General features: G+C 74.4%; 19 protein-coding genes. 9 read left to right on the top strand and 10 right to left on the bottom strand.

Going from position 1 to position 22,960, the window contains the following annotated elements; all coding sequences use genetic code 11:
• Nucleotides 1-43: 43 nt before the first annotated feature.
• A complete protein-coding gene (locus ACFWIC_RS00475) occupies nt 44-1,354 on the bottom strand; it encodes a GNAT family N-acetyltransferase (RefSeq protein WP_329951372.1) in 1,311 nt (436 codons plus the stop codon).
• A gap of 185 nt (nt 1,355-1,539) precedes the next feature.
• Here ACFWIC_RS00475 and ACFWIC_RS00480 point away from each other — a divergent pair, with 185 nt between their 5' ends.
• The gene (locus ACFWIC_RS00480; RefSeq protein WP_380360403.1) at nt 1,540-2,103 is read left to right on the top strand and encodes a dihydrofolate reductase family protein; all 564 of its coding nucleotides are present in this window, start codon (nt 1,540-1,542) and stop codon (nt 2,101-2,103) included.
• A gap of 143 nt (nt 2,104-2,246) precedes the next feature.
• Here ACFWIC_RS00480 and ACFWIC_RS00485 read toward each other — a convergent pair whose 3' ends face one another.
• From ACFWIC_RS00485 to ACFWIC_RS00510, 6 genes are all read right to left on the bottom strand, one after another.
• Entirely contained in the window at nt 2,247-3,692 is a 1,446-nt protein-coding gene (locus ACFWIC_RS00485; RefSeq protein WP_380514557.1) for a C40 family peptidase, read from the bottom strand.
• A 319-nt stretch (nt 3,693-4,011) separates the two neighbouring features.
• The gene (locus tag ACFWIC_RS00490) at nt 4,012-5,100 is read right to left on the bottom strand and encodes a hypothetical protein (RefSeq protein WP_380514560.1); all 1,089 of its coding nucleotides are present in this window, start codon (nt 5,098-5,100) and stop codon (nt 4,012-4,014) included.
• 89 nt (nt 5,101-5,189) lie between these two features.
• Nucleotides 5,190-7,040, bottom strand: coding sequence for a threonine/serine exporter family protein (locus ACFWIC_RS00495; protein ID WP_329885627.1), 1,851 nt, complete (start codon nt 7,038-7,040; stop codon nt 5,190-5,192).
• Nucleotides 7,041-7,274: 234 nt separating this feature from the next.
• Complete coding sequence (locus ACFWIC_RS00500; RefSeq protein ID WP_329952339.1) at nt 7,275-7,988, bottom strand: VTT domain-containing protein; 714 nt, start codon at nt 7,986-7,988, stop codon at nt 7,275-7,277.
• 104 nt (nt 7,989-8,092) lie between these two features.
• On the bottom strand, nt 8,093-10,450 hold the full coding sequence (locus tag ACFWIC_RS00505) for a hypothetical protein (protein WP_380514564.1): 2,358 nt from the start codon (nt 10,448-10,450) through the stop codon (nt 8,093-8,095).
• Nucleotides 10,451-10,611: 161 nt separating this feature from the next.
• Nucleotides 10,612-12,624, bottom strand: coding sequence for an ATP-binding protein (locus ACFWIC_RS00510; RefSeq protein ID WP_329952341.1), 2,013 nt, complete (start codon nt 12,622-12,624; stop codon nt 10,612-10,614).
• A 342-nt stretch (nt 12,625-12,966) separates the two neighbouring features.
• Between ACFWIC_RS00510 and ACFWIC_RS00515 the strand changes: the two genes are divergently transcribed.
• On the top strand, nt 12,967-13,281 hold the full coding sequence (locus tag ACFWIC_RS00515; protein WP_380360393.1) for a hypothetical protein: 315 nt from the start codon (nt 12,967-12,969) through the stop codon (nt 13,279-13,281).
• A gap of 119 nt (nt 13,282-13,400) precedes the next feature.
• On the opposite strand, the gene ACFWIC_RS00520 is transcribed toward ACFWIC_RS00515, so the two are convergent.
• Entirely contained in the window at nt 13,401-14,576 is a 1,176-nt protein-coding gene (locus ACFWIC_RS00520) for a TetR/AcrR family transcriptional regulator (RefSeq protein ID WP_380360391.1), read from the bottom strand.
• A 347-nt stretch (nt 14,577-14,923) separates the two neighbouring features.
• Between ACFWIC_RS00520 and ACFWIC_RS00525 the strand changes: the two genes are divergently transcribed.
• Nucleotides 14,924-16,081, top strand: a complete 1,158-nt coding sequence (locus ACFWIC_RS00525; protein WP_380360389.1) for an acyl-CoA dehydrogenase family protein — start codon at nt 14,924-14,926, stop codon at nt 16,079-16,081.
• 87 nt (nt 16,082-16,168) lie between these two features.
• Here the strand turns inward: ACFWIC_RS00525 and ACFWIC_RS00530 are convergent, their stop codons facing one another.
• Nucleotides 16,169-16,435 (bottom strand): hypothetical protein, encoded by a 267-nt coding sequence (locus ACFWIC_RS00530; protein WP_329885634.1) that lies wholly within the window; start codon nt 16,433-16,435, stop codon nt 16,169-16,171.
• Nucleotides 16,436-16,619: 184 nt separating this feature from the next.
• On the opposite strand from ACFWIC_RS00530, the gene ACFWIC_RS00535 reads away from it, so the two are divergent.
• Nucleotides 16,620-16,937: a cupin gene (locus ACFWIC_RS00535; RefSeq protein WP_329885635.1), complete on the top strand. Its 318-nt coding sequence runs from the start codon at nt 16,620-16,622 to the stop codon at nt 16,935-16,937.
• A 15-nt stretch (nt 16,938-16,952) separates the two neighbouring features.
• Here the strand turns inward: ACFWIC_RS00535 and ACFWIC_RS00540 are convergent, their stop codons facing one another.
• Entirely contained in the window at nt 16,953-17,588 is a 636-nt protein-coding gene (locus ACFWIC_RS00540; RefSeq protein WP_329952344.1) for a helix-turn-helix domain-containing protein, read from the bottom strand.
• A gap of 135 nt (nt 17,589-17,723) precedes the next feature.
• Here ACFWIC_RS00540 and ACFWIC_RS00545 point away from each other — a divergent pair, with 135 nt between their 5' ends.
• The 5 genes from ACFWIC_RS00545 to ACFWIC_RS00565 all read left to right on the top strand — a co-directional run bounded on the left by ACFWIC_RS00545 (nt 17,724) and on the right by ACFWIC_RS00565 (nt 22,911).
• Entirely contained in the window at nt 17,724-19,247 is a 1,524-nt protein-coding gene (locus ACFWIC_RS00545; RefSeq protein WP_380514569.1) for an MFS transporter, read from the top strand.
• Nucleotides 19,248-19,442: 195 nt separating this feature from the next.
• Nucleotides 19,443-20,081, top strand: a complete 639-nt coding sequence (locus ACFWIC_RS00550; protein WP_380514572.1) for a class I SAM-dependent methyltransferase — start codon at nt 19,443-19,445, stop codon at nt 20,079-20,081.
• A 198-nt stretch (nt 20,082-20,279) separates the two neighbouring features.
• A complete protein-coding gene (locus ACFWIC_RS00555) occupies nt 20,280-20,741 on the top strand; it encodes a YidH family protein (protein WP_380514574.1) in 462 nt (153 codons plus the stop codon).
• A gap of 195 nt (nt 20,742-20,936) precedes the next feature.
• The gene (gene tatA, locus ACFWIC_RS00560; protein ID WP_380360380.1) at nt 20,937-21,242 is read left to right on the top strand and encodes a Sec-independent protein translocase subunit TatA; all 306 of its coding nucleotides are present in this window, start codon (nt 20,937-20,939) and stop codon (nt 21,240-21,242) included.
• A gap of 184 nt (nt 21,243-21,426) precedes the next feature.
• Entirely contained in the window at nt 21,427-22,911 is a 1,485-nt protein-coding gene (locus ACFWIC_RS00565; RefSeq protein WP_380514577.1) for a hypothetical protein, read from the top strand.
• Nucleotides 22,912-22,960: the final 49 nt, after the last annotated feature.

A 22,960-nucleotide genomic window follows, 5' to 3' on the forward strand; every position in this document is an offset into this window, starting at 1 on the left:
ACGGGACCGGCCGGCCCGTACGGGCCGGCCGGTCGCCGACGGATCAGAAGCCGTCGAGGTTCCATGCCAGCAGTGGCGTACGGAGCAGCAGGTCGGCGTCGGCCGCCGCACGGGGCCGCAGCTCGGTGACCAGACCGGCCGCGGCGAGCCGCGGCACCGTCTCGCCGCTCAGGTAGAGCGAGCCCAGCACCGAGGCGTCCATCGCCAGATCGGCCTCGTCGGCGGTCCGGCTGCACCGGCCGGTGCCGTCCGCGCCCACGTCGATCGCCCAGCGGCCGGCCGCGTAGCCGTCGCGGTCCTCCACCTCCAGCACCACCCGGCCCGGCGCGCCGTACGTCCGGGCGTTGAAGGCCGCCTCGACGTCCAGCACCCGCAGCCACATGAAGTCGGCGTTGTCCGCGTACGGGGTGGCCGCGCGCGGGTCGTTCAGCAGGAGCGGCAACGGGTCGTCCGGCCCGATGTTCTCCACCACGACCTTGCGCACCCAGTCCACCGAGACGAGGTAGCGCCAGAGTTCGGCGCCGGCGCCCCGGTCGAGGGCGAAGAGGTCGAGCACGGTGAGGGTGCAGTTCGGGTAGGAACCGTCCCAGGCGTCGTCGATCTTGTAGACGGCCAGGCCGGTGGCGGTGCCCTCGGCGTCCCGGTGGACGGCGGCGAAGGGCTCCTTCCAGTCGAAGCCCGGCACCTCGATCTCGCCGGTGTAGCGCTTCCACATCACCTCGTCGCGGGCGATCGCACCTGGCTGGGTGAGCCGCCAGCGGTCGTGCAGCTCCGGGCCGAGCTTGCGGAGCTCCGCCATGGTGACGAGGTCGATCCGCCCGCCGGGCACCGTGGGCAACCCGGCCCGCAGGCCGCCTGCGCGCTGCAGGTCGATGTTCCAGCCGTGGCCCCGGGTGGCCGGTCCGAAGCCGAAGCGGCCGTAGATGTTGTACTCGGCGGCGATGAGGATAGCGACCGCCGCGCCGCGCTCGCGCGCCGCCGCGAGGTCCCGGGCCATCATGCCGCTGAGCAGTCCGCGCCGGCGGTGGGTGGCGGTCACCGTGACGGCCGTCAGCGCGTTCGCCGTGACGACGGCGCCGCCGGGGACGGTCAGCTCGGTGTCGAAGCTGCGGTAGGTGGCGACGAACCTGCCCGCGTCGACGGCGGTGAGCATCCGGCCCGGCTGCCACTGCCGTCTGCGGTAGTCGGCCGCGCTGCCGACGTGCGGGCGCAGGAAGCCGACGACGAGCGCCCGGTCCCACGGCTCGATCTCGTCCTCGGCGATCGACCGGATCTCGATGCCGCCGATGGTGTCGGTCTGCTCCTCCGGCCGGCTGCCCGGGTCACGGGTCCCACCGTGTGCGTCAATGCCCATTCGCCCACCGTACGGCGGGTTTTCGCCAACGGCATCCGATTTATTCCCCCGGCGGCCGTGGCCCTGCGGGCGGTGCCGGCCTCGGGTCGGAGGCGGGTCGGGGACGGGTCGGCGGCGGGTCGGGGACGGATGGACGGGCCGCGCCGGTCCGTACGCGTGAGACCGACTCACGGAAGACTGGCGCCATGCGAAAACTGATCTACGGCATGAACCTGACCCTGGACGGCTACATCGCCGCGCCCGGCGACGACATCGGCTGGAGCGTGCCGAGCGACGAGCTGTTCCAGTTCTGGTCCGACCAGTTGCAGGCGACCGACCTGACGCTGTACGGGCGCAAGCTGTGGCAGACGATGAGCTCCTACTGGCCGACCGGCGACCGGCGGCCCGACGCCACCCCGGCGGAGATCGAGTTCGCGCGCCGCTGGCGGGACATGTCGAAGGTGGTGTTCTCCTCGACGATCGACGAGGTCGACTGGAACACCCGCCTGGTCACCGGCGACGCGGTCGCCGAGATCACCCGGCTCAAGGCCGAGGAAGGCGGCCCGATGGACATCGGCGGCGCGACGCTCGCCGGGGCGGCCGTGCGGGCCGGGCTGATTGACGAGTACGTGCTGGCCACCGCGCCGGTCCTGGTGGGCGGCGGCACGCCGTTCTTCACGGCGCTGGACAACTGGGTGAACCTCAACCTGGTGGAGACGCGGACGCTCCCCTGCGGCGTGGTCCTGACCAGGTACGAGACGAGGCGCTGAGCGCCCGTCCCCGGCGACCCGGGCTACCGCCCGAACCACCCACGAGTGAAGCCCTGAACGGCAGGTCTCATGGCAGTGGCACATCCGAGTGCCGTGAGGTTCTGCCGGGGCTTTGGGGACCCTGCATCGGCGAGGGGCCCGGGTCAGGGGCGGGCGTAGAAGTCGGGGGTGCCCATGATCCAGAGGCTGGCCTGCTTGATCCGCGCGCCCGGGCGGGGGGCCTCGATCATCTGGTCGTCGCCGATGTACAGGCCGACGTGGTGGATGTCGGCCGCACGACCGGTGGAGCTCCAGAAGACCAGGTCCCCGGGACGCAGCTGACGGTAGGTGATCGGGGAGGACTGCGCGTACTGGTCGGCGGCGAAGTGGTTGAGCGGCTTGCCGCCCTGACGCCAGGCCATCATGGTCAGCCCCGAGCAGTCGTAGCCGCCCGGCCCCTCGCCGCCCCAGACGTAGGGCAGGCCGATCCTGGACTTCGCGAAGGCCACCGCGGCGGCGGCGCCCTCGGCCGACCAGGGCCGGGCGGGCGGCGGGACGGCGGCGGGCGCGGCGGGCCCCTTCGCCGCCCCGGAGGCCTTCTCGGCAGCGGCCTTCTCGGCGGCCGCCCGATCGGCAGCCGACTTCTCCGCCGCGGCCCGCTCGGCGGCGGCCCGTTCCGCCGCGGCCCGCTCGGCGGCTGCCTGTTCCGCCGCGGCCCGCTCCGCGGCCTCCCGTTCCGCCGCGGCCTTCTCGGCAGCGGCGCGGGCGGCGGCCTCGGCCTCCCGGGCGGCGATCGCCTCCAGTGCCTCGCGCCGTTGCCGCTCCATCTCGACGGTGGTGTGCCGGGCGGCGGCGAGGTCGGCGAGCAGTTGCTCCCGCCGCAGTCCGACCGCGACGACCTGCTCCTGCTGCGCCGTCAGCCTGGCATCGGCCCGCTCCCGGGCCGCGCCGACCTCAGCTGCGGCCCGGGCGGCGGTCTCGGTGGCGACCCGCGCGGCGCTGGACGCCCGGCCGGCGGCTTCCGCCGTCGAGACCGCCGCGTCGAGGATCTGCCGGGTCCGGTCGCTGGCGACACCGACCACGGCGGCCTGGTCCCCCGCCTCGCGCGGCCCCCGGGCACCGAGGAGCGCGTTGACGGCGGAGAGCCCGGCGCTGGTGCCCTGCCGGTACGTTTCGGCGGCCAACTGGGCGGCGCTCTCCGCGGCCTCGACCCGATCGGCCTCGGCCGCCGCGGCCCGGTCGCCGGCGGCGGACTCCTCGACGCGGGCCCGGGTGAGGCCGAGCTGCGCGCCGTTGTAGGCCTCGACGGCCTGCTCTGCGGTGCGGCCGGCCTGGTCGAGTTCGCCCTTGGCCGCGGTGAGGCCGGCCTCGATGGCCGCGACCGAGCCGGCCCGGCGGTCGGCCTCGGCCCGGGACTCGTCGATCTCCTGGGCGGACGGGTACGCCCCCTCCCCCGGCCCGGCTGCTACGGGGGCGGCAGCGCCCGGTTCGGCGGAGGTGGCCGGCTCGGCTGGGGCGGCCGGCTCGGCGGGGGCGGCCGTCGCCGCGGGAAGGAGACCGAGCAGGGCGGTGAGGGCAATCAGGAGGGTCGGCAGGATTCTGCGCGCCACGGGTCACCCCTTCGAACGGTCACGAGGGAGGACGGCCCGCCGTACCCGGCGGCGGCGGAACCGCGCCCGTTCGGCGAGATCCGGCACCGGCCCGGCGACGGCCCGACGACCGGGCGGCCCGACGACCCCCGTCCGCCGATGACGGCCGGACGAACCATCCCATTGCGTGACAAGACGGTCACTGACCGCCATGTTCTCAAGCCGGGCGGCTTTCACACCTGAAGCCCGCACCCGCCGGCCGGGTGACTATCGGATGATCTGACCGGACATTGGCCCCGACCCGATGGCCTCGGACCTGCTCCAACGCAAGGTACACGCACTACCGGCGGATCCGTGGCGTGTGCGTCCGCAACCGGCGCGGGCGGTCGGGCCGGGCCTCCAGACCGGTCGGACGGGCCGCGTACGTCCGGCTGCGGCCGGCCCGGACGGTGCGCCGGCGCTGCCGCGCGCCGCCCTCCCGGCCCGGCGGGTCCGCCGGAGCGCCGTACCCGCCGAAGCCGCCGGCCCCCCGGCCTCCGGCCCCGTGCTCCGCCGCGCCCGCCGCCGAGCGGCGGTCGGCCAGCCGGGCGGACCGGCGGGCCAGTGCCCGGGCGGTGTGCGCGTCGAGGTGGGCACTGGCCCGGGCGGCCATCCGCTCGGCCACCCGGTGCGCGGCGGGATGGTTCGCCGGCACCTTGTCGGGGGCGCCCGCGATCAGGTCGAAAAGCCAGGTGCGGGCGATGTCCGCACGCCGGTGCAGTCGGCGCTCGCGCCGGAGCGCACGCGCCCGTCGGCGCGGGCGCGTGGCGTAGCGCCAGCGCGCCCAAGGACTGCTCGGCCGCCCCAGCCGGATCGCACCGATCCAGGAGAGGCCCGGCACCATGATCCCGAGCAGACCGGTCCACACCTTGCCCTTGAGGAGGGTCACGATCGAGGCCAGCGCGTTGATCGAGATCACGGTGACCAGCCCCCACCTGGTCTCCTCGCCGGGGACCACACCCAGCGGCACGTACCCGATGAGCAGCAGGCCGGTGAAGAGGATCCCGAAGATCACCGCGTCCACCGACTTGCGGCCCTGCTCGCTCCAGTACACGTCGTCGAGGTGCAGGATCAGCGCGAACTCGTCCAGCACCAGACCGCAGCCGATGCCGAAGAGCAGCCCGAAGACGTCGATCCACGGGTGCCCGCCGTAGGTGGCGAACACCCCGATCCCCCCGGCCAGCAGGAAGCCGAGACCGAACACCATGTGGTGGATGTGGAGCCCACCGGGGGTCACGTTGCCGGGCCACCAGCGCACCTGGGCCCTGATCATCCGCACGCTGAACCGGATGAAGACGAAGGACGTGATGAACCCGACCAGCAGCAGGAGCAGCGGTTGCTTGTGCGTGGCGACGATGTGGTCGCGGTAGCCGTCCAGCAGTGTGGTCATGCGTCTTACCTTCGTTCCTGGTACTGCGTCCGCTCTGCCACGACATGGCCCGGGGGCCAACGGCGTCCGAACCCGTGCCCGTGGGGGCGTCAGAAGCCCCGCGTGCGCTTGGCCGCCCGCCGGGGGACGACCGGGGCCAGCGACGGCCGCTCGACACCGACCGGCAGCTTCATGAAGAGACGGGCGATCTCACCGCCCAGGTTCACCCCGATCGCCAGCGCCAGGGCGATCGCGGCGGCCCGGGTGATCTGGACCAGACCCCCGCTCGCGTGCCCCTGGGCGAAGGAGAGCATGCCGAGGTAGAGCGCCGAGCCGGGCATCAGCGGCCCGATCGCGGCGGTCACGTACGGCAGCGCGGAGCCGTTGCGGTAGCGGGCCATCAGCTGCCCGAAGAGGCCGACCAGGCCGGCCGCCACGCCGGTCGCGACGATCGGCGAGATGGCGGCGTTGTAGACCAGCACGCCGTAGCTGGCCCAGCCGATGCCGCTGTTCAGGGTGACCAGGGCGAGCGAGCGGCGGTCGGTCTGCAGCAGCATCGCGAAGGCCAGCGTCAGCACCAGCGCGGCGATCATCTGGACCGGCGGGTAGTTGACCCCGACCAGCGACTCGTCCGGCCGGAGCTTGGCCTGGAACCCGACCCCGAGGTACAGGATCAGCATCACGCCGATGACGATGCCCGCCACCAGGTAGATCACCTCCAGCAGCCGGGCCGCTGCGGTGATGTAGAAGCCGGTCAGACCGTCCTGGACGGCGGCGACCAGGGCCCGGCCGGGCAGCAGGGCGAACAGCCCACCGGTGATCACCACGGATCCCCGCAGGCCCAGGTCGTTGAAGGAGAGGATGAGGCCGGAGGCGGCGGCCGGCATCGCGGCCAGCACGAACTGGTAGAACTCCGGCAGCCCGCGGCGGGCGATCGTCGAGGCCATCCGGTCACCCAGCACGGCGGCGACGAAGGCGCTGATGAAGACCAGCCAGGCCTTGTCGTCGATCCGCCCGCCGACCAGGAAGGTCGCCGCGCCGGCCAGCAGACCGGTGTTCAGCGCGAGCAGCCAGGCCGGGTACGGGTGCCGGTTGCGGCGGATCAGCGCCAGCCTGCGGTACGCGTCGTTGACGCTCACCTTCTCGGCGGTGATGTCGGCGACCAGCTCGTACACCGCGTTGAGCCGGGTGTAGTCGGAGGTCCGGCGGCGGACCACGCGGTCGGCGGTGATCGGCGGCTCGACCAGCGACGGCTGGTGCGAGATGCCGATCAGGGTGAAGGTGACCTGCGGCTCGCAGCGGTCCAGCCGGTAGGCGTGCGCGATGCCGAGCATGGCCGCCTCGACGTCCTCGGCGGCCTCGCCGCTGGCGAGCAGCAGCTCGCCGATACGGAGCGTCAGGTCGAGGATGCGGGGGACGTTGCGGCCGGCGGAGGGGTGCAGCTCGCGGGCGGTCCGCTCGAAGGACGGGCGCTCGGACATCGGGATGCGCAGCAGGGTGCGCATCCGGTCCGGCCAGGGTGCCTCGCCGGGGGCGCCGGGCATGAGCGCGGGGACGGCGACGCCGGTGGGCGGCGTGTAGCCGGCGGCGCGCCACTCCTCGGGGGTGAGGGTGTCCTCGGCACCCGGACGCCGGCGGTACGCCGCGGCCCGCGGCTGGTCCGGCCCGGGGAGGGGCTCGGGTCCGGGCTCCGGCTCGGGAAGGGGCTCCGGCTCGGGCTCCGGTGCGGGCTCCGGCTCGGGCGTCAGCAGGCCCTTGGTCTCGGGGGCCGGCAGGAGGAACGGCACCAGCACGGTGTGCTCGGCGACGGGAGCGGGGTGACCGAGCAGTCCTTCCGTGGGCGGCGCCTCCGACGGGTGGACCGGCTGCGCCCCGGGCGCCGGACGGGCCTGCCGCTGGGGCCGGGCCGCTCGGCCGCCCCTGGCCCTCTTGCCGCCACCCGACCGGCCCCGCTTAGGCACTTCCACTCCTTGCCGCCCCTGACGGCGCCGGGCCACCCCGGGCCGCCGTTCGATCTCCGGATACACCTTGCCTGATCGAACTGCCGGACGCACATGTACGCGGCGGCGAGCACGGCCCCGCCCGGGCTCCTCCCCGGCGGGGTGGGCGCACGAGGCGGGGTGGTGCGGCGGCTGGCGGCGGGAGCGGCAGGGCGGCGGCGCGGCGGCGGCGGGTGCGCGGCCGGGCGCGGGGTGCTACCGGGCGCGGTGTCGGCCGCCGGCCGACACCGGCGGGGCGTGCTCGGCGGACCCTGCCTGCGCGGCGGACGGCACCGGCCCGGCGGACGGCCGGGACCGGCGGGCGCGGAGCAGTTCGACGGCCACGGGGACGACCGAGAACAGCACGATGCCGATCAGGATCGCCTCGATGTGCTCCCGGACGAACGGGATCTGCCCGAGGAAGTACCCGAGCACGGTGACGCCGCCGCCCCAGAGCACGCCGCCGATGACGTTGAAGAGGACGAAGGTGCGGTAGTTCATCCTGCTCACCCCGGCGACGATCGGGGTGAAGGTCCGGACGATCGGCACGAAGCGGGCCAGCACGATCGCCTTGGGCCCGTGCCGGTCGAAGAAGGCAGCCGCCTTCTCCACGTTCTCCTGCTTGAACAGCCGCGAGTCGGGGCGCCGGAACAGGCTCGGTCCGACCTTCCGGCCGAACAGGTAGCCGACCTGGTCCCCCGCCACCGCGGCGACCACGATCAGCGAGCAGACCAGCCAGAGCGGCTGCTGCAGGTAGGTGTCGCCGGCGACCAGCAGGCCGGCGGTGAAGAGCAGCGAGTCCCCGGGGAGGAAGAAGCCGATCAGCAGGCCGGACTCGGCGAAGACGATCGCGAGGATGCCGATCAGCTCGAAGGTGGAGATCAGGTAGGTCGGATCGAGCCAGGACGGGCCGAGGGCGAGGCTGGTCACGGGGCGGACTCCTGAAGGGTCGACTCTTGGCAATGAAACAGTAAAGCATTCACCAAGAACTCCCCCTACCGTCAGGTCCGCCCCGTGGCCGCAGGGGCTCCGGACTACAGCCCGTACCGCTCGATCACCTCCCGGTGCGCGGCGGTGTCCGCACCCGCCGCCTCGGCCAGCTCCAGCCAGGCCAGCGGGTGCGGCCAGGAGTCGGTGAACCGGTGCAGCAGCGCGTCGGCGTCGGCGGCGTGCGCGGTGGGCGGCACCGCGAGGGCCGCGTAGATCCCGGGCAGCACGGCGTCCTCGTCGGCCGGGTCGGTGATGGTGTACTGGTCGCCGCTGTACGCCCAGACCGCGTAGCCCTCGCCCCGCAGCTTCTCGCGCAGCTCGGCCCACGCCTCGTCGCCCGGCCAGCCGCCGTCCACCCAGTAGGTGGTGTAGCCGGCCGGGTCGAGCAGAGTGAGCAGGGCGAACACCGGGGGCCGGCCACGCCGCTCCTCCTCCGGGGCGGACTCGGCGGGCGGCTCCTCCAACGGGGCGGGGGCGAAGACCACCACGTCGCCGTGGTTGAGCGGCACCTCGTCACCGAGCACCGGGAGGATCCGGGCGGTGGCCGGGCCGGTCCGGACGGCGGGCAGGTCGGCGGTGGAGCCGTCCCGCCGACCGGCCCGGACGGTGACGATCTGCCACTCCTCGTCCACCGGGCCCTCGGGCTCGTCGAACTCGATGCCGAGCCGGGCGCCGGCGGAACGGACCACCGTCCAGTCCCGGTTGGCGGTGGCGGCGGTGATCAGGTGCCAGAGATCGGCCGGCCGGACCGTCCGGTGCAGCTCCTCCTCGGACGCGGTGTCCGCGGGCAGCGCATGGACCAGGAGGTCCTGGTAGAAGCGCTGCGCGGCGACGTGGTCGCCCAGCTCGGTGGCGGCGCCGGCGGCCAGCCGACGGGTGTTGATCCGGTCCGGCTGCGCCGCCAGGATCGCCTCGCACTGCTCCACCACCTCGGCCCAGCGCCCCTCGGCGGCGGCCCAGCGGGCCCGGACCCAGTGGCCGTCGGCCGGGCTGGTCTCCGCCAGCCGGTCGGCGAGCCGGCGCACTCCCTCGCCGTCGCCGGCCTCGATCAGGAAGGCGCCGAGCGTGCCGGGCAGTTCCTCGCCCGCCGGGTCGGCGTCCAGCTGCCGCCAGAGCAGGTCGGCGGCGGCCCTCGGGTGGCCGAGGCCGCCCAGCACCCCGGCCTGCAGGAGGACCAGCGCGGTGGCGCCGGACGGCTCGCCCCGGTACTGGTCCAGGGCGACGGAGAGCAGGTCGGCGCCGGTCTCGAACGCCACCCCGCCCTCGGCGAGGTGGCCGGGCAGGTCCTCCGCCGGGACCGGCAGCCCGGGACGGGGCAGCGCCTCGGCGGCCACCCGGAGCTCCGCGACCTGCTCGGCGACGCCGTCCCGGCGGCGCAGCGAGCCGAGCTTGCGCTCGCCGGTGGCGGCGAGCGTGAGTGCGACCGTCCGGGCGCCGCGGGCCAGCGCCAGCCGTCCGGCGGCGAGCAGCAGGTCGACGCACGGCCGGTGCGAGCCGGTGCCGTCGAGGTAGCCGACCCAGCCGGCCAGCGTGATGCCCAGCTCGGCGTCGTTCTCCCGGGCGCCGGCGGCGACCAGCAGCTCGACGGTGGTGGTCCAGGCCGGCCGGAGGTCGGCGTGACGCTCCGCCTCGGCCGCGCCGGGCAGGAGGCCGGTGGCCTCGTCGGTGCGACCGAGCGAGGCCAGGGCGCGGGCCCGCAGCAGGGCGCCCCAGCGCCGGTCGCTCTCGTCGACCTCCCGGCCGCGGGCGCGCTCGGCCTGTTCGGCGGTGTCGAGGAGGGCGAGCACCTCCTCGTGCCGGCCGAGCAGGTGCAGGGTCCCGGCGCGGGCGTGGTGGAAGTGGAGCGAGAGCTGCTGGCCGGACGCACGCATCCGGCCGGCGGCGGCGTCCAGGTAGGTCAGCGCCTCGGCGGGGCGGCCGTCGTCCTCCAGGGCGTCCGAGTACTCCCGGGAGAGGCAGTCGAAGCAGGCCCGGGCCGGCTCGATCCGCTCCAGGGTCTCGCTGAGCACGGCGAGCCGCTCGGGCACGTAGCCGGGGCCGTCGACCCGGGCGTGGCAGATCGCGAAGTCCTGCACCACGCAGACGGACTGCGGGCAGCCGGCCGTCTGCTCGCGGTGCGCGAACTCCAGCAGGTCGACCGCCTCGGGCAGCGCCTGTTCGCCCTGGTGCCGCTTGTTCAGCAGGTTCTGCATCCGCCAGTGCCGCAGGTAGACCTCGACCCAGGGCAGGTCGAGGGCCCGGGCGGCGGCGACCGCCTCGGGGTAGACGGCGTCGAGCTGCTCGTTCCGCCCCTCGTTGGCGTGGCCGGGGAGCTCGTAGATGGCGTCGGCCAGCCGGTGGTGGCCGGCCTCGGCCAGGCGGCGGTGGGTGTCGTGGACCCAGGCCCAGATGTCGGTGCTCATACCGCTTCCGTCTCCCCCTGCGGGTGGTGCGTCGTACTGGTGGGCAGTGTGGCGGTCGCCACTGACAAGTCGTTCACTGACGGTGCTTCCGCCGACGGGCCGAGCGCGGGCGCGGCGGGCGCGGGCACGGCAGGCGGCGGGGTGCCGGCGGGATCCACCCGTCAGCCCTCCCCGGCGAGTCCGTCGAGGGTGTCCGGGACGGCGGGCAGGCCGGGCGGGACGGCCGCGGTCAGTGCGGAGACCGCGGTGCCGATCCCGCCGAGCGCGGCGGTGAGGTCGCCGGACGCGCCGCCCGGCGCGGCGCCGGACGAGGCGGCGGCCATGATCACCTTGAGCGAGCGGAGCAGCCCGGCGGCGGTGGCGCTGCCGGTGTGACCGGCCCGGTAGGCGGTGAGCAGGTCCTGGACGGCCGGGCAGGCCAGGTTGAGGTAGAGCCGGGCCTTGACCTCGCCGTCGGTGCGGGCGGTGAACGACCTGGCCAGCCGGAGCGCGGCGGACGGGATCCGGGCGTCGGCCTGGTCGTCCTCGATCCGGGCCTTCAGTTCGGCCTCCCGGTCCGGCACCAGGACGAGCGGCAGCCCGGCCGGGTCGAACCGAGCCGGGACGAGCTGCTCGCCCGGATCGGTGAGGGCGGCGGCCAGCCAGCCGCTCTCGTCCGCGGGGAGCGGGCGCTCCGGGTCGCGGAACAGCTCGCGGTTGCCGCTCTCGCTGCCGAGTTCGACCAGCCGGCAGTCCCGCAACCCGGCGTAGCGGCGCAGGAAGGGCAGCACCGCGTAGCGGTCGCCGCGGGCGATCGGCACCTGCATGGCGCGGTAGAGCATCTCCTCGAAGCCACCGCCGGAGCCGAGCGCGACGTGCACCGCGCCCCCGCCGGCCGCCCGGAGCGCCCCGGCCGTGAGGTCGCCCTGGGAGGTGGGCACCGGGACGTCGTCGGCGAGCAGGGTGAACAGCCGCTCGTCGCAGAGCGCGGCGCCGAGCAGGTCCTGGCCGTGCCGGGCGAGGATCCGGCGCCAGACCGCCGGCCGCAGCCGGGCGGTCTCGTAGAGCCCGTCCACCACCGCGTCGGTGAGCGCCCGCTGGAGGGCGCGGTAGTGGTCGTCGCGCTGGAGGTCCTCGCGGCTGGCGGTCGGGGTCAGCCGGCTGGACTCGACCACCCCGCCGATGAACCCCGCCCAGCCGGGCAGCAGGTCGCGGGCGTCCTCGGTGAGCAGCATGCCGCGCAGGTAGACGGCGAGATCGCGGTTGTCGCTGCTGCCGTAGGTGCCGCCGTCCTGGACCCAGAGCAGGCCGACGGCGTCGGTGCCGCCCTCGGCGGGATCGCCGTCGACGGGACGGACCGGGAAGGCCGTGAGCGGTTCGAAGCGGCGGCCGAAGGCGGTGGCGAACCGCATCCGGGCGGCGTACCCGTCACCGCCGGCCGTCCTGCCGTCGGACCGGCCGGTCGCGCTCCCGCCGTCCGCGGCAGGGCCGCCGCCGCTGCCGTCCCCGCCGGCCGCGCCGTCCTGCCGCCAGGGCACCGGGACGTCGTTGACCGGCCGCTCGTCGTCGCCGACGTAGACCGGGACGGGCAGCAGTACGCAGTACCGGCCGAGCACCTCGCGGAGCGTGGACTCGTCGGCGAGGTGGGCGTGTTCGGCCTTCAGCGCGAGCTCGACCAGGGTGCCGGGAACCGGCCGGGCGGGCACCGGTTCGACGCTGTACTGCTCGCCGCCCCGGCTGCGGTAGCGGTGACCGCGTCGCGGTTCGCGGTGCGAGGTGGTGGTGACGGTGACCTCGTCGGCCACCGAGAAGGCGGAGAGGAAGCCGAGGCCGAAGGCGCCGATCAGCTCCTGGTTGCCGGTGAGTTCGCGCAGCATCCGGGTGTAGCCGGTGCCGACGGTGGCCAGGTAGGCGTGGATCTCCGGTTCGGTCAGCCCGGCCCCGGTGTCCTCGATGCCGACGGTCCGGCGGCCGGCGTCCGCGCGCACCCGGATCAGCGGGCGGTGGCCGCCGGCCGGGTCCTCCAGCCGGCGCCGGGTGTGCGAGTCGTGGGCGTTCTGGACGAGTTCCCGCAGGGCGACCAGCGGGGTGGAGTAGAGGTGGGTGGCGAGGACGTTCACCAGTCCGCCGAGATCGACCTCGGTCGTACGCAGATCCTCGGCGGGGGCATGGTCGGGCGGGAGACCTTCAGACATGGGTCCCCAGTGTGCCAGTGCGACTATCCGGCGACCATTTCTTTCTAGGGAAAGGGGCCCGGTCAACCCCGAGTTGACATCCGGGCGTCAACGGATCGGTCCGACGCCGTTACAACTGCCGCCACATGAAAGGGAGTTGAAGGATCGGCCGGCAACCGTCGGCGACCTGACGAAGAGCGCGGAAATGCCCGTCAGATGACACCATCGGGCGAATTGCCACCCATTCGGTGGAGTTCGTCCGCGGTGCTGGTGAATGCTGGTCGTGCGACGTCAGGCAACGGCGCTTCGGAGCGGCCACTCCGGAACGCGCCACCATTCGCACTCCACCCTCAGGAGACCACCGTGTCCCGTATCCGCGCAGCCGCCGCCGTCACCGCCCTCGGGGCCTTCCTCCTCGCCGGCATCGGCACCGCCCACGCCGACAACGGCGCCGGCGCGGACCACCACTCCAACAGCAGCGTGGTGAACAACACCGGCTCCAACAACATCATCGGCAACGTCCACGGCAACGTGGTCACGACCCAGCAGACGGCCACCGGGTCCGGCGCCAGCAACCAGAACAACGGCCTCGCCGTGGCCGGCAACTCCGGGAACGTCGGCGCCCTGCAGGGCAACGGCAACCTCGCCGCCCTGATCGCCCCGCACTTCGGCGGCTGATCGGCACTCCTCCCCCGGGCACACCGGCCCGTGCCGAGGCCGGGTGCCCGCCCCCAGCACGGGGCGGGCACCCGGCCTCGGCCGTCGGGTCCCGAGCCCGGCGCCGCGCCCGGCCCGACTCAGGGGCCGAGCCCCAGGACGGCCCGGCCCAGCCGCACCAGGCAGTCGTCGAGATCCGGACGCGCACCGGACGGACGGTTCCGCACACCGTCGTTGACCAGCGAGAACAGCGCGTGCACCCGGATCCGCGCGGTCACCGCGTCCTCCTCCGGTCGGACCCGGCCGAGCAGGTCGACCCAGGTCCGCAGGAAGTCACGCCGGAAGTCGACCGCCGCCCGCCGGTCCGTCGGCGCCAGCCGCTCGGTCTCGCTCAGCATCACGCCCAGGTAGTCCCCGTTGCCCAGCGCGAAACCCACGTAGGCGGCCAGGCCCGCCACCAGCTCAGCCTCCGGCCCGCCCGGTGCGGCCGCGATCGCGCCCCCCACCTCGTGCCACAACCGCTCCCGGCCGCGCACCAGCGCCACCGCCAGCAGTTGCGCCTTGCTGTCGAAGTGCCGGTACACGCTGGGGCCCGAGATGCCCGCGGCGGCGCCGAGCAGGTCGGTGCTGACGTTGTCGAACCCGCGCCGGTGGAACAGCCGGACGGCCGCGGCCAGCAGTTCCTCCCGGCGCGGCTGCGGCCCCGCCCCGCCCGCGCCGCCGGGCGGACGGGGAGCAGCCGGCCGCGGCCCGGCCGCGGCGGCGTCCAGCCGGACCGCCAGCACCGCCCCGAGCAGGTCGCGGAGCAGCCGCTCGGCCCGGCGCGGCTGCGGGGCGGCCGACAGGTAGGACAGCCCGGCCCCGGCCGACAGTGCCGACCAGCAGATCACCTCGGCATCGCCGGCGGCGAGTTCGGGACGCCCGGCGCGGAGCACGACGACCATCCGCACGACGACCGCACGGAGTTCACGGCGGAGCGCCACCCGCCGGTGCGGCGGCAGCAGTCGGGCGTCCCGCTGCACCAGCGTGCCCAGCGACCGGTGCCCGACCGCGACGGCGGCCAGCGCGGCGCCCAGGGAGGCCGTCGAGTCCGCGGCGCGGACCCCCTCGGCCAGTGCGTCGAGGCCCACCCGGACGGCGCGGTCGAGCAGTTCGGACTTGCTCCGGAAGTGCCGGTAGAGCGCGGGAGCGGTGATGCCCACCCCGGCGGCGACCTCCGCCATCGAGACCCGGTGGTAGCCGTCACGGTGGAACCGCTCCGCGGCCACGGCCAGGATCTGCGCCTGCCGGGCGCGGGCGGGCGGTCGTCGCACCACCACGGCCTCCCGCCCTCCCCGCCTCCCCGCACTGCCCGGCGCCACTCCGGCCCGGTCGGTCTGTCTGTCTGTCTGTCTGACGGACGGACGGACGGACGGACGGACGAACGGCCAGACGTTCGGACGGTCGTTCGACCTCGACCGGGGAGGCTAGCAGGGATTCACTTCCGGCCGCCCCCGGCCCCGCGCCTCCGGCCCCGGAAGCGGGCCAGACGCTCCCGTTCCGGCCCCACGCCGACCCTGGACAGCCGAAGCTACCGGGGATTAACTTGTGGGGCGATCACCGGGCCACCCGACCCATCGGCGCCCGGCCCCGCAGCATCCGGCCCACCGAAGGGAGCGCCGTCGTGCGCCGCACCGTGTTCACCGAGGACCACGAGGCCTTCCGGGAGACCATCCGGGACTTCATCGCCAACGAGGTCGTCCCCGTCTACGAGAGCTGGGAGGCCGCGGGCCACCCGCCGCGCGACTTCTACCGCAAGCTCGGCGAACTCGGCGTCTACGGCATCGAGGTGCCCGAGGAGTACGGCGGCGCCGGCGAGAGCGGGTTCAAGTTCCAGGCGGTGGTCGCCGAGGAGACCGCCCGGGCGGGTGTGAGCTTCGGCTCCTCCGGCGTGCACACCGGCCTCGTCCTCCCCTACCTGCTGGAGTACGCGACCGAGGAGCAGAAGGGCCGATGGCTGCCCGGCTTCGTCTCCGGCGACATCATGACCGCCATCGCCATGACCGAACCGGGAGCCGGCTCCGACCTCGCCGGGATCGCCACCACCGCCCGGCTCTCCGAGGACGGCACCCACTACGTCCTCAACGGCGCCAAGACCTTCATCACCGGCGGCGTCCTCGCCGACCTCGTCCTGGTGGTGTGCCGCACCGCCCCGTACGACCCGGAGAACCGCCGGGCCGGCCTCTCCATCCTCTGCGTGGACACCGACACCCCCGGCTACAGCGTCGGCCGCAAGCTGGAGAAGATCGGCCTGCGCACCTCGGACACCGCCGAGTTGGCGTTCAGCGACGTCAAGGTACCGGTGGAGAACCTGCTCGGCGAGGAGGGCCGGGCGTTCGCGTACCTGACCCACAACCTGGTCCAGGAGCGGCTGGCGATCGCGGTCGGCGCGTACGCGGCCGCCGCGGCGGCGGTGCGGTTCGCGGTGCAGTACGTCAAGGACCGCAAGGTGTTCGGCAAGGCGGTCGCCGAGTTCCAGAACACCAAGTTCACGCTGGCCGACTGCGAGGCCCAGGTGGTGGCGCAGCAGTCGATGGTCGACCGCGCGCTGGAGCTGTACCAGGACGGCGAGCTGACCGTCGCGGACGCGGCGGCGGCCAAGCTGTTCTGCACCGAGTCGGCGTCCGTCGTGATCGACAAGTGCCTTCAGCTGCACGGCGGTTACGGGTACATCCTGGAATACCCGATCGCCCGGCTCTACACGGACAACCGGGTCTTCCGGATCTACGGCGGGACCAGCGAGGTCATGCGCAGCATCGTCGCCAAGTCACTCGGGCTGTAGCCGGGCCGGGCCCGGCGGAACCGGGCGCAGGCCGGACACCCGGCCCGCCCGGCCCGCCCGGCCCGCGATCCACCCGGCCTGCCCGGCTCAGTTGGGCGAATGGTGCTCGGTGCGCCACGCCTCCCAGCCGGCCGCCGAGGCCACCTTGGCCTCGCGCAGCGCCCGTTGGGCCAGCGCGGTCGGCGGGGTCTCCAGACCCCGCACCCAGGTGCGGCCGGCCGTGGCCAGCGCCGCACACACCATCACCGCTCCGGCCGCCCCGAGCAGCGCGCCGATGCCCGTGAGCACCGCGCCGCCGGCCAGCAGCGAGCGGTTGACCTGGAATCCGCTGAGAAAACGCTCGTTGGTCACCATGCCTCCACCATGGGTGCAGCCGACGGCCTCCGCACCCCGAGTGGTCCCGTACGGTGACGACCCGGCGGCTCTCCGGGTGCGGGCGCCCGGCGCGTCCGCGACGCTGGGCCGGAGGGGACGGGCACTGCCCGGTCCCCCGGCACGCCCGCCGGACCCCGGCACGCCCGCCGCAGGAGGACGCGTGATGATCGATCTCGAACAGCTCGTCGCGGAGCACGCGGCGCTCGCCGCCGAGAGCCCGCACGGGCGCAGTGCCCACCTCGTGCTGCACGACGGCGTCCTGCGGCAGACCGTGATCGCGTTGACCGCCGGCACCGCACTGGACGAGCACAACGCGCCGACCGCCGCCAGCCTCCAGGTCCTCCGCGGCCGCGTCTCGCTGACCATCAGCGGACGGCGGGTGGAACTCTCGGCGGGCCAGCTGCACCCCGTGCCGCAGGAGCGGCACGGGCTGCTGGCCCACATCGACTCGGTGGTACTGCTGACGGCCGTCACCGTCTGACCACCGGCAGGACGGTCAGTCGGCAGGTCCGCCCGGGGCCGCGGCGGGGCCGTGCCGGCCCGGGCCTGCCCCGCCCCTGAGGACCGAACCGCCGACCAGCTCCAGTCCGCGCAGGAAGTCCCGGCCGCCGGGGGCGAGTTCCGGAGCGGCCAGCCACTGCCCGGCCATGCCCACCAGCAGGGCCTGGTAGAAGACGCCGCGGGCCATCTCCTCCTCGGTGTCCGGCACCTCGGTCAGCCCCTGGAACAGCGCGGACAGTCCGAGCCGTCCGCGCCGCTGCGCATCGGCGAGCGCGTCCCGCAGCTCCGGCACCCGCTCCACCTGCACCATCGCCTCGAACTGCGCGGCCCAGAGGCCGCGGTGCTCGGCGACGGTCTCCTTCACGCCGTCCCAGACGGCGACGAACCGCTCCTCCGGGTCGTCCGACGCGCTGTTGGCCCGTTCCACCACGGCGGCCAGCCGGGCACCCCACTCGCCCGTCGCCTCGATCAGCGCCGCGTTGAGCAGCGCCTCCTTGGAGCCGAAGTGGTAGCCGATGGCCGCCAGGCTGACGCCGCCCGCGGCGGCGATGTCCCGGGCGGTGGTGCGCCCGTAGCCCTTCTCGTACAGGCAGCGCTTGGCGCCGGCCATCAGGTCCTCGCGATTTCCCATGCCCCGATGCTACGTCCCTCCTGGACAGATGTCTTGCACGATTGTCTGGCTCGCTCGTCTGACTCGCACGTCTTGCACAAGTGATTGAGACGAACGTACTAGACAAGCGTCTGACACGTCCGTACTGTCGTCCCCATGACCGCAACCACCGGCCGCGCAGGCCGCCGCGAATGGATCGGGCTCACCGTCCTCCTGCTCCCGACCCTCGTCCTGACCATGGACATGGGCGTGCTCTTCTTCGCCGTCCCCTACATCTCCACCACGCTGGCGCCGAGCGGCACCGAGCAGCTGTGGATCATGGACATGTACTCGTTCCTGCTCGCCGGGCTGCTCCTCACGATGGGAGCGCTGGGAGACCGGATCGGCCGCCGCCGGCTGCTGATGATCGGCGCCGCCGGTTTCATCGGCGCCTCGCTGCTCGCCGCCTACGCGGACGGCGCCGGCCAGTTGATCGCCGCCCGCGCCCTGCTCGGCGTGGCCGGGGCCACCGTGATGCCGTCGACCCTCGCGCTGATCCGGAACATGTTCCACGACCCCAAGCAGCGCCAGATCGCCCTCGGCGCCTGGGGCGGCATCCTCACCACCGGCGCCACCCTCGGCCCGGTCGCCGGCGGCCTGCTGCTGGACCACTTCTGGTGGGGCTCCGCCTTCCTGCTCGCCGTCCCGGTCATGGCCCTGGTCCTGCTGGCCGCGCCCGCCCTGCTGCCCGAGTACCGCTCCCCCCGGCACGGCCGCTTCGACCTGTCCGGTGCGGCGCTCTCGCTCGCGGCCGTGCTGCCGCTGGTCTACGGGGTCAAGACGATCGCGGTGGACGGCTGGAGCCCGCTCCCCGTCCTCGCCGTCCCCGCCGGTCTGCTCCTCGCCGGCGCCTTCTACCGGCGCCAGCGCACCGCCGCCAACCCGCTGCTCGACCTGAGCCTCTTCCGGATCCGCGCCTTCAGCGGGGCGATCGGCGTCAACACCGTCGCGATGTTCGCGATGATGGGCTTCACGCTCTTCACCTCCCAGTACCTGCAGCTGGTCAAGGGTATGAGCCCGCTGACCGCCTCGCTCTGGTCGCTCGTCCCCAGCGTGGGCGTCGGCGCGGCCGTCGGCGTGAGCTCGGCGCTGGCCGGCAAGGTCCGCCCGGCGGTCCTGATGGCCGGCGGCTTCCTGATCGGCGCGGCCGGCTTCGGGATGATGACGCAGGTCGGCGCGGACTCCCCGCTCGCCCTCGTCCTCACCGCGGCGGGCGTACTGGCCGCCGGCACCGTCGGCACCATGACCCTCACCGCCGAGATGGTGGTCACGGCCGCCCCCGTCGACCAGGCCGGTGCCGCCTCCGCCACCTCCGAGACCGCCGTCGAACTCGGCAGCTCCCTCGGCATCGCGCTGCTCGGCGCGGCCGGTGCCGCGGTCTACCGCTCCCGTCTGGAGGGCACCCTCCCCGACGGTCTGGACGGCGCCGCCGCCGACACCGCTCGGGACACCCTCGGCGGTGCGGTCACCGTGGCCGCCCGCCTCCCCGGCCGGCTCGGCACCGACCTCCTCGACACCGCCCGCGTCGCCTTCACCGACGGCCTGCACGTCGCCGCCGTGGTCGGCCTGCTCTTCGCGGTCGCCGCCTCCTTCCTCGCCTACCGCCTGATGCGTCACCTTCCGGCCCGCCCCGCCGTCTGACACCGCCGGCACCGACCGGCACCGACCGGCACCGATCCACCCGCACGCGCGTCATCAGGAGCCCCCGCCCGGTCACCCGGGACGGGGGCTCTCGCCGTCGCCGCACCCGCCGTCGCCGCGCCCGCCCCGGGGCCGGAGCCGGGGCCGGAGGCCGTCCGGGTGCACCCGGACGAACGGATGTGCCAGGCTGCCGCCATGTCGGACGAGGTGAACCACGGTCGGGTACGGGCGAGTTACGACGCCGTCGCGGAGGAGTACCGGGAGCGGATCGGGGGCGAGCTCGCGTACAAGGTGATAGACCGGGCGCTGCTGGGAGCGGTGCTCGAGGAGGCCGCGGGCGGCGCGGTCGCGGATCTGGGCTGCGGCCCCGGACACGTCACCGGGTGGCTGGCCGAACACGGCGTGACGGCGGTGGGGGTGGACCTCTCGCCGGCCATGGTGGCGGTCGCACGGCGGGACCACCCCGGGGCGGAGTTCCGGGTCGGGGACCTGCTGCGACTGCCGGCGGCCGACGGCGAGTTCGCCGCCGGGGTGGCGCTCTACTCCGTGATCCACCTGGAGGCGGCCGAGCTGCGGCCCGCCTTCCGGGAGATGCGGCGGGTGCTGCGGCCGTCCGGCGTGCTGCTGGTCGCGTTCCACCTCGGCAGCGAGGTGCGACGGCTGGACGAGTGGTGGGGGCACCCGGTCGACGTCGACTTCCACTTCCTGGATCCGGAGGCCGTCGCCGGGTTGCTGACCGAGGCCGGGTTCACGGTGACGGCCCGGCTGGAACGCGGCCCCTACCCGCTGGAGGCGGAGACCCGCCGGGGCTACCTGCTAGCCCGCCGCGACTGACCGGGGCCGATCACGGGTGACCGGACCGGCCGCCCGGGCCGGCCGTCGCCGGTTTCGGCCGTCGCCGCTGTCGGCCGCCGCCCGAGCTGCGGCGGGGCAGCGCCCGTCCTAGGGTCGGCGGGGAGCGCCCGCCACGGCCGCGCACGGTCGGGGCCACGGTCCGGAACCGGCCAACGTGCGGCGCGGAACGGAGTCCCGATGCCGCAGCCGGAGGAGCCGCCGGTCCGTCCACCGCACCGTCCGGCGGACGGAGGGTCCGCCGACGACCTGGACGACGGGCCGGGCGCCGACCTGGACGACGGACCGACCCCCACCGGAGCGGCGGGCGGCCAGGCGCCCGACTACCGGTTCACCCTGGCCAACGAGCGAACCTTCCTCGCCTGGATCCGCACCGCGCTCGGCCTGCTGGCCGGCGGCATCGCCGTGGACCAGCTCACCCCCGACGTCGCACCCGCACCGCTGCGGATCGCACTGGCCGTGATCTGCGCGCTCGGCGGGGCGGCACTCGGCGCCGCCGCGTACCGGCGGTGGGTGAAGGTCGAGGCGGCGATACGGACCGGCTCCCCGCTGCCGAGGACTCCGACGCTGCTCGTCCTCTCGGTCGGGGTGACCCTGGTGGCGGCGGTGTTCTGCGGGTTGATCATCGGCTACGCGGACTGACCGGACCGGCGCGTCCGGGCACGCCGGCGCGCCCCGGCCACTGTCCCTGGGCCGTTCCCGCAACATCTGGTTTTTGACCAGCGTTTCCCGGCCGGTGTATACGTTCGCCGGTACGGCCAGGCATACTGGCCAGGTCGGGCGCTTTTGCCCAACTGTGACGGACGCCTCTAGACAAGAAGGGACCGGTGGCCAGGGATGCTGCGGAACGGTCTTGAGCCCTGGCACGTACTCGTGGTGCTGGCTGTCGTAATCCTGCTGTTCGGATCGAAGAAGCTGCCGGAGATGGCCCGCGGCCTCGGCAAGTCGATGCGAATCCTCAAGGCGGAGACGAAGGCGATGCGCGAGGACGACACCCCCGCCCCCGCCCCCGACGCCGCCCCGGGCACCGCGCAGAGCACTGCCGCACCGGCCCAGCCCGCGGCCCAGCCGGCGCAGCCCGCCGTCACGCCGACCCACGTGACCAAGGCCACCGAGCAGCCCCGGTCCACGACCACCGCCTGAGACCGGCCCCGTACCCGGGCCGTCCGAGCGTCGACGAAGCCCCCGCCATCACGGCGGGGGCTTCGTCGTGTCCGGGCCCCACCACCTGGCCCGGGGCCGTCTGGCCCGAGTGGCCGACCCGACTGGCCGACCCTCTTGATCCGTTATCTCCTGAAATGCACCACCGGAGGAACGGAGTTGAGGGATGCCGACGAACGAGCCGGCCGACCGCCCCGGCGATCAGCCCGACCAGCAGCCCGCCGGCCGGCCCGCCCCACCCCCCGGCGACCGACAGCCCGACGCCCCTCCCCCGGGAGACCGGCAACCGGACGACCGGCCCCGCGGCGACCCGTCACCGGGCGTCCGGCCGCCCGGTGACCGGCCGCCCGGTGACCGGCACTCCGACGAGCTCGCCGAGCTGCGCGCCCGCCTCAGCGCCGTCGAGGACCACGACGCCCGGCTGACGGCCCGCCTGAAGGCGCAGGCCACCCAGCAGCACCACCGCGTCCGGTCGTCCTTCGCCGTCCTCCTCGTCCTGCTGGCCTGCGTGCTGACGCCGCTGAGCGTGGCCGCCGCCTGGACCAAGTCCCAGATCACCGACACCGACCGGTACGTCGCCACGATGGCGCCGCTCGCCCGGGACCCGGCGATCCAGGCGGCCGTCACCGACCGGGTGACCACCGAGATCATGAAGCACATCCCGGTCGAGTCGCTGCTGGAGTCGGTCGCGCCCGACGACCGGCCCCGTCTGAGCGCACTGCTCGGCCCCGTCAGCCAGGCGCTCACCAGCGGACTCACCGGATTCGTGCACGACCGCGTCGAGCAGTTGGTCGGGAGCGACGCCTTCGCCACCGTCTGGACGGAGATCAACCGCAACGCGCACGCGGCCGTCGAGAAGATGCTGACCGGGCACGGCGGCGGGGCCGTCGCGATCAAGGACGACACCGTGGTGCTGGACCTCGCGCCGCTGATCGACCGGGCGAAGACCCGACTGATCGACAGCGGTCTGTCGGTCGCCTCGAAGATCCCCGAGGTGCACACCGAGTACACCCTGGTCCAGTCGGACGCCATCCCCAAGGTCCGGACCGCCTTCCGGCTGCTGGACATGGCCGGTTTCTGGCTGCCGGTGCTGACGGTGGCCTGCGCGGTCGCCGGTGTCCTGCTGGCCGTCCGACGGCGCAGGGCCGCCGTCACCGTCGCCCTGGGCATCGCCGGCGGCGCACTGGTCCTGGGCATCGGGCTCTCCGTCTTCCGGGCCGTCTACCTCGACAAACTGCCGGCCGGTGTCGACCAGGCGGCGGCCTCGGCGGTCTACGACGCGCTGGTGCGGTACCTGCGGTCGGCCGTCCGGGTGGTGATCGCGCTCGGTCTGCTGGTCGCCCTGGGTGCCTGGCTCAGCGGCCCCGGGCGCTGGGCCAGGACGGTGCGGGGCATGTGGGCGTCCGGGCTGGCCGCCGTCCGGCACAGCGCGGAGCGGGCCGGGCTCCGGTTCGGGCCGGTCGGCCGGTTCGTGCACCGCTGGAAGACGTGGCTCGGCTGGGTGGCGGTGGCCGGTGCGGCGCTGGCGTTCCTGTTCTGGAGCTACCCGACCGCCCTGGTGACCCTCTGTCTGGCGCTCGCGCTACTGGCGGTGCTCGCGGTCCTGGAGTTCCTGGACGAACCGGGCGGCGGCGCGGGACACCCGGCCTGAAGGAGGAGGCCCGGGATCGGCCTGAGGGACGATCACCCCGGCCGCCCAC

This window comes from Kitasatospora sp. NPDC127035, from assembly GCF_042726075.1.
Lineage (GTDB): Bacteria > Actinomycetota > Actinomycetes > Streptomycetales > Streptomycetaceae > Kitasatospora.

Excerpts from the sequence above, each read along its gene's own strand:
- ACFWIC_RS00480 (WP_380360403.1), top strand. The coding sequence starts at position 1,540 with ATGCGAAAACTGATCTACGGCATGAACCTGACCCTGGACGGCTACATC.
- ACFWIC_RS00535 (WP_329885635.1), top strand. The coding sequence starts at position 16,620 with ATGATCGATCTCGAACAGCTCGTCGCGGAGCACGCGGCGCTCGCCGCC.
- ACFWIC_RS00540 (WP_329952344.1), bottom strand. The coding sequence starts at position 17,588 with ATGGGAAATCGCGAGGACCTGATGGCCGGCGCCAAGCGCTGCCTGTAC.
- ACFWIC_RS00510 (WP_329952341.1), bottom strand. The coding sequence starts at position 12,624 with ATGTCTGAAGGTCTCCCGCCCGACCATGCCCCCGCCGAGGATCTGCGT.
- ACFWIC_RS00530 (WP_329885634.1), bottom strand. The coding sequence starts at position 16,435 with ATGGTGACCAACGAGCGTTTTCTCAGCGGATTCCAGGTCAACCGCTCG.
- tatA (WP_380360380.1), top strand. The coding sequence starts at position 20,937 with ATGCTGCGGAACGGTCTTGAGCCCTGGCACGTACTCGTGGTGCTGGCT.
- ACFWIC_RS00555 (WP_380514574.1), top strand. The coding sequence starts at position 20,280 with ATGCCGCAGCCGGAGGAGCCGCCGGTCCGTCCACCGCACCGTCCGGCG.
- ACFWIC_RS00550 (WP_380514572.1), top strand. The coding sequence starts at position 19,443 with ATGTCGGACGAGGTGAACCACGGTCGGGTACGGGCGAGTTACGACGCC.
- ACFWIC_RS00490 (WP_380514560.1), bottom strand. The coding sequence starts at position 5,100 with ATGACCACACTGCTGGACGGCTACCGCGACCACATCGTCGCCACGCAC.
- ACFWIC_RS00545 (WP_380514569.1), top strand. The coding sequence starts at position 17,724 with ATGACCGCAACCACCGGCCGCGCAGGCCGCCGCGAATGGATCGGGCTC.
- ACFWIC_RS00565 (WP_380514577.1), top strand. The coding sequence starts at position 21,427 with ATGCCGACGAACGAGCCGGCCGACCGCCCCGGCGATCAGCCCGACCAG.
- ACFWIC_RS00475 (WP_329951372.1), bottom strand. The coding sequence starts at position 1,354 with ATGGGCATTGACGCACACGGTGGGACCCGTGACCCGGGCAGCCGGCCG.
- ACFWIC_RS00505 (WP_380514564.1), bottom strand. The coding sequence starts at position 10,450 with ATGAGCACCGACATCTGGGCCTGGGTCCACGACACCCACCGCCGCCTG.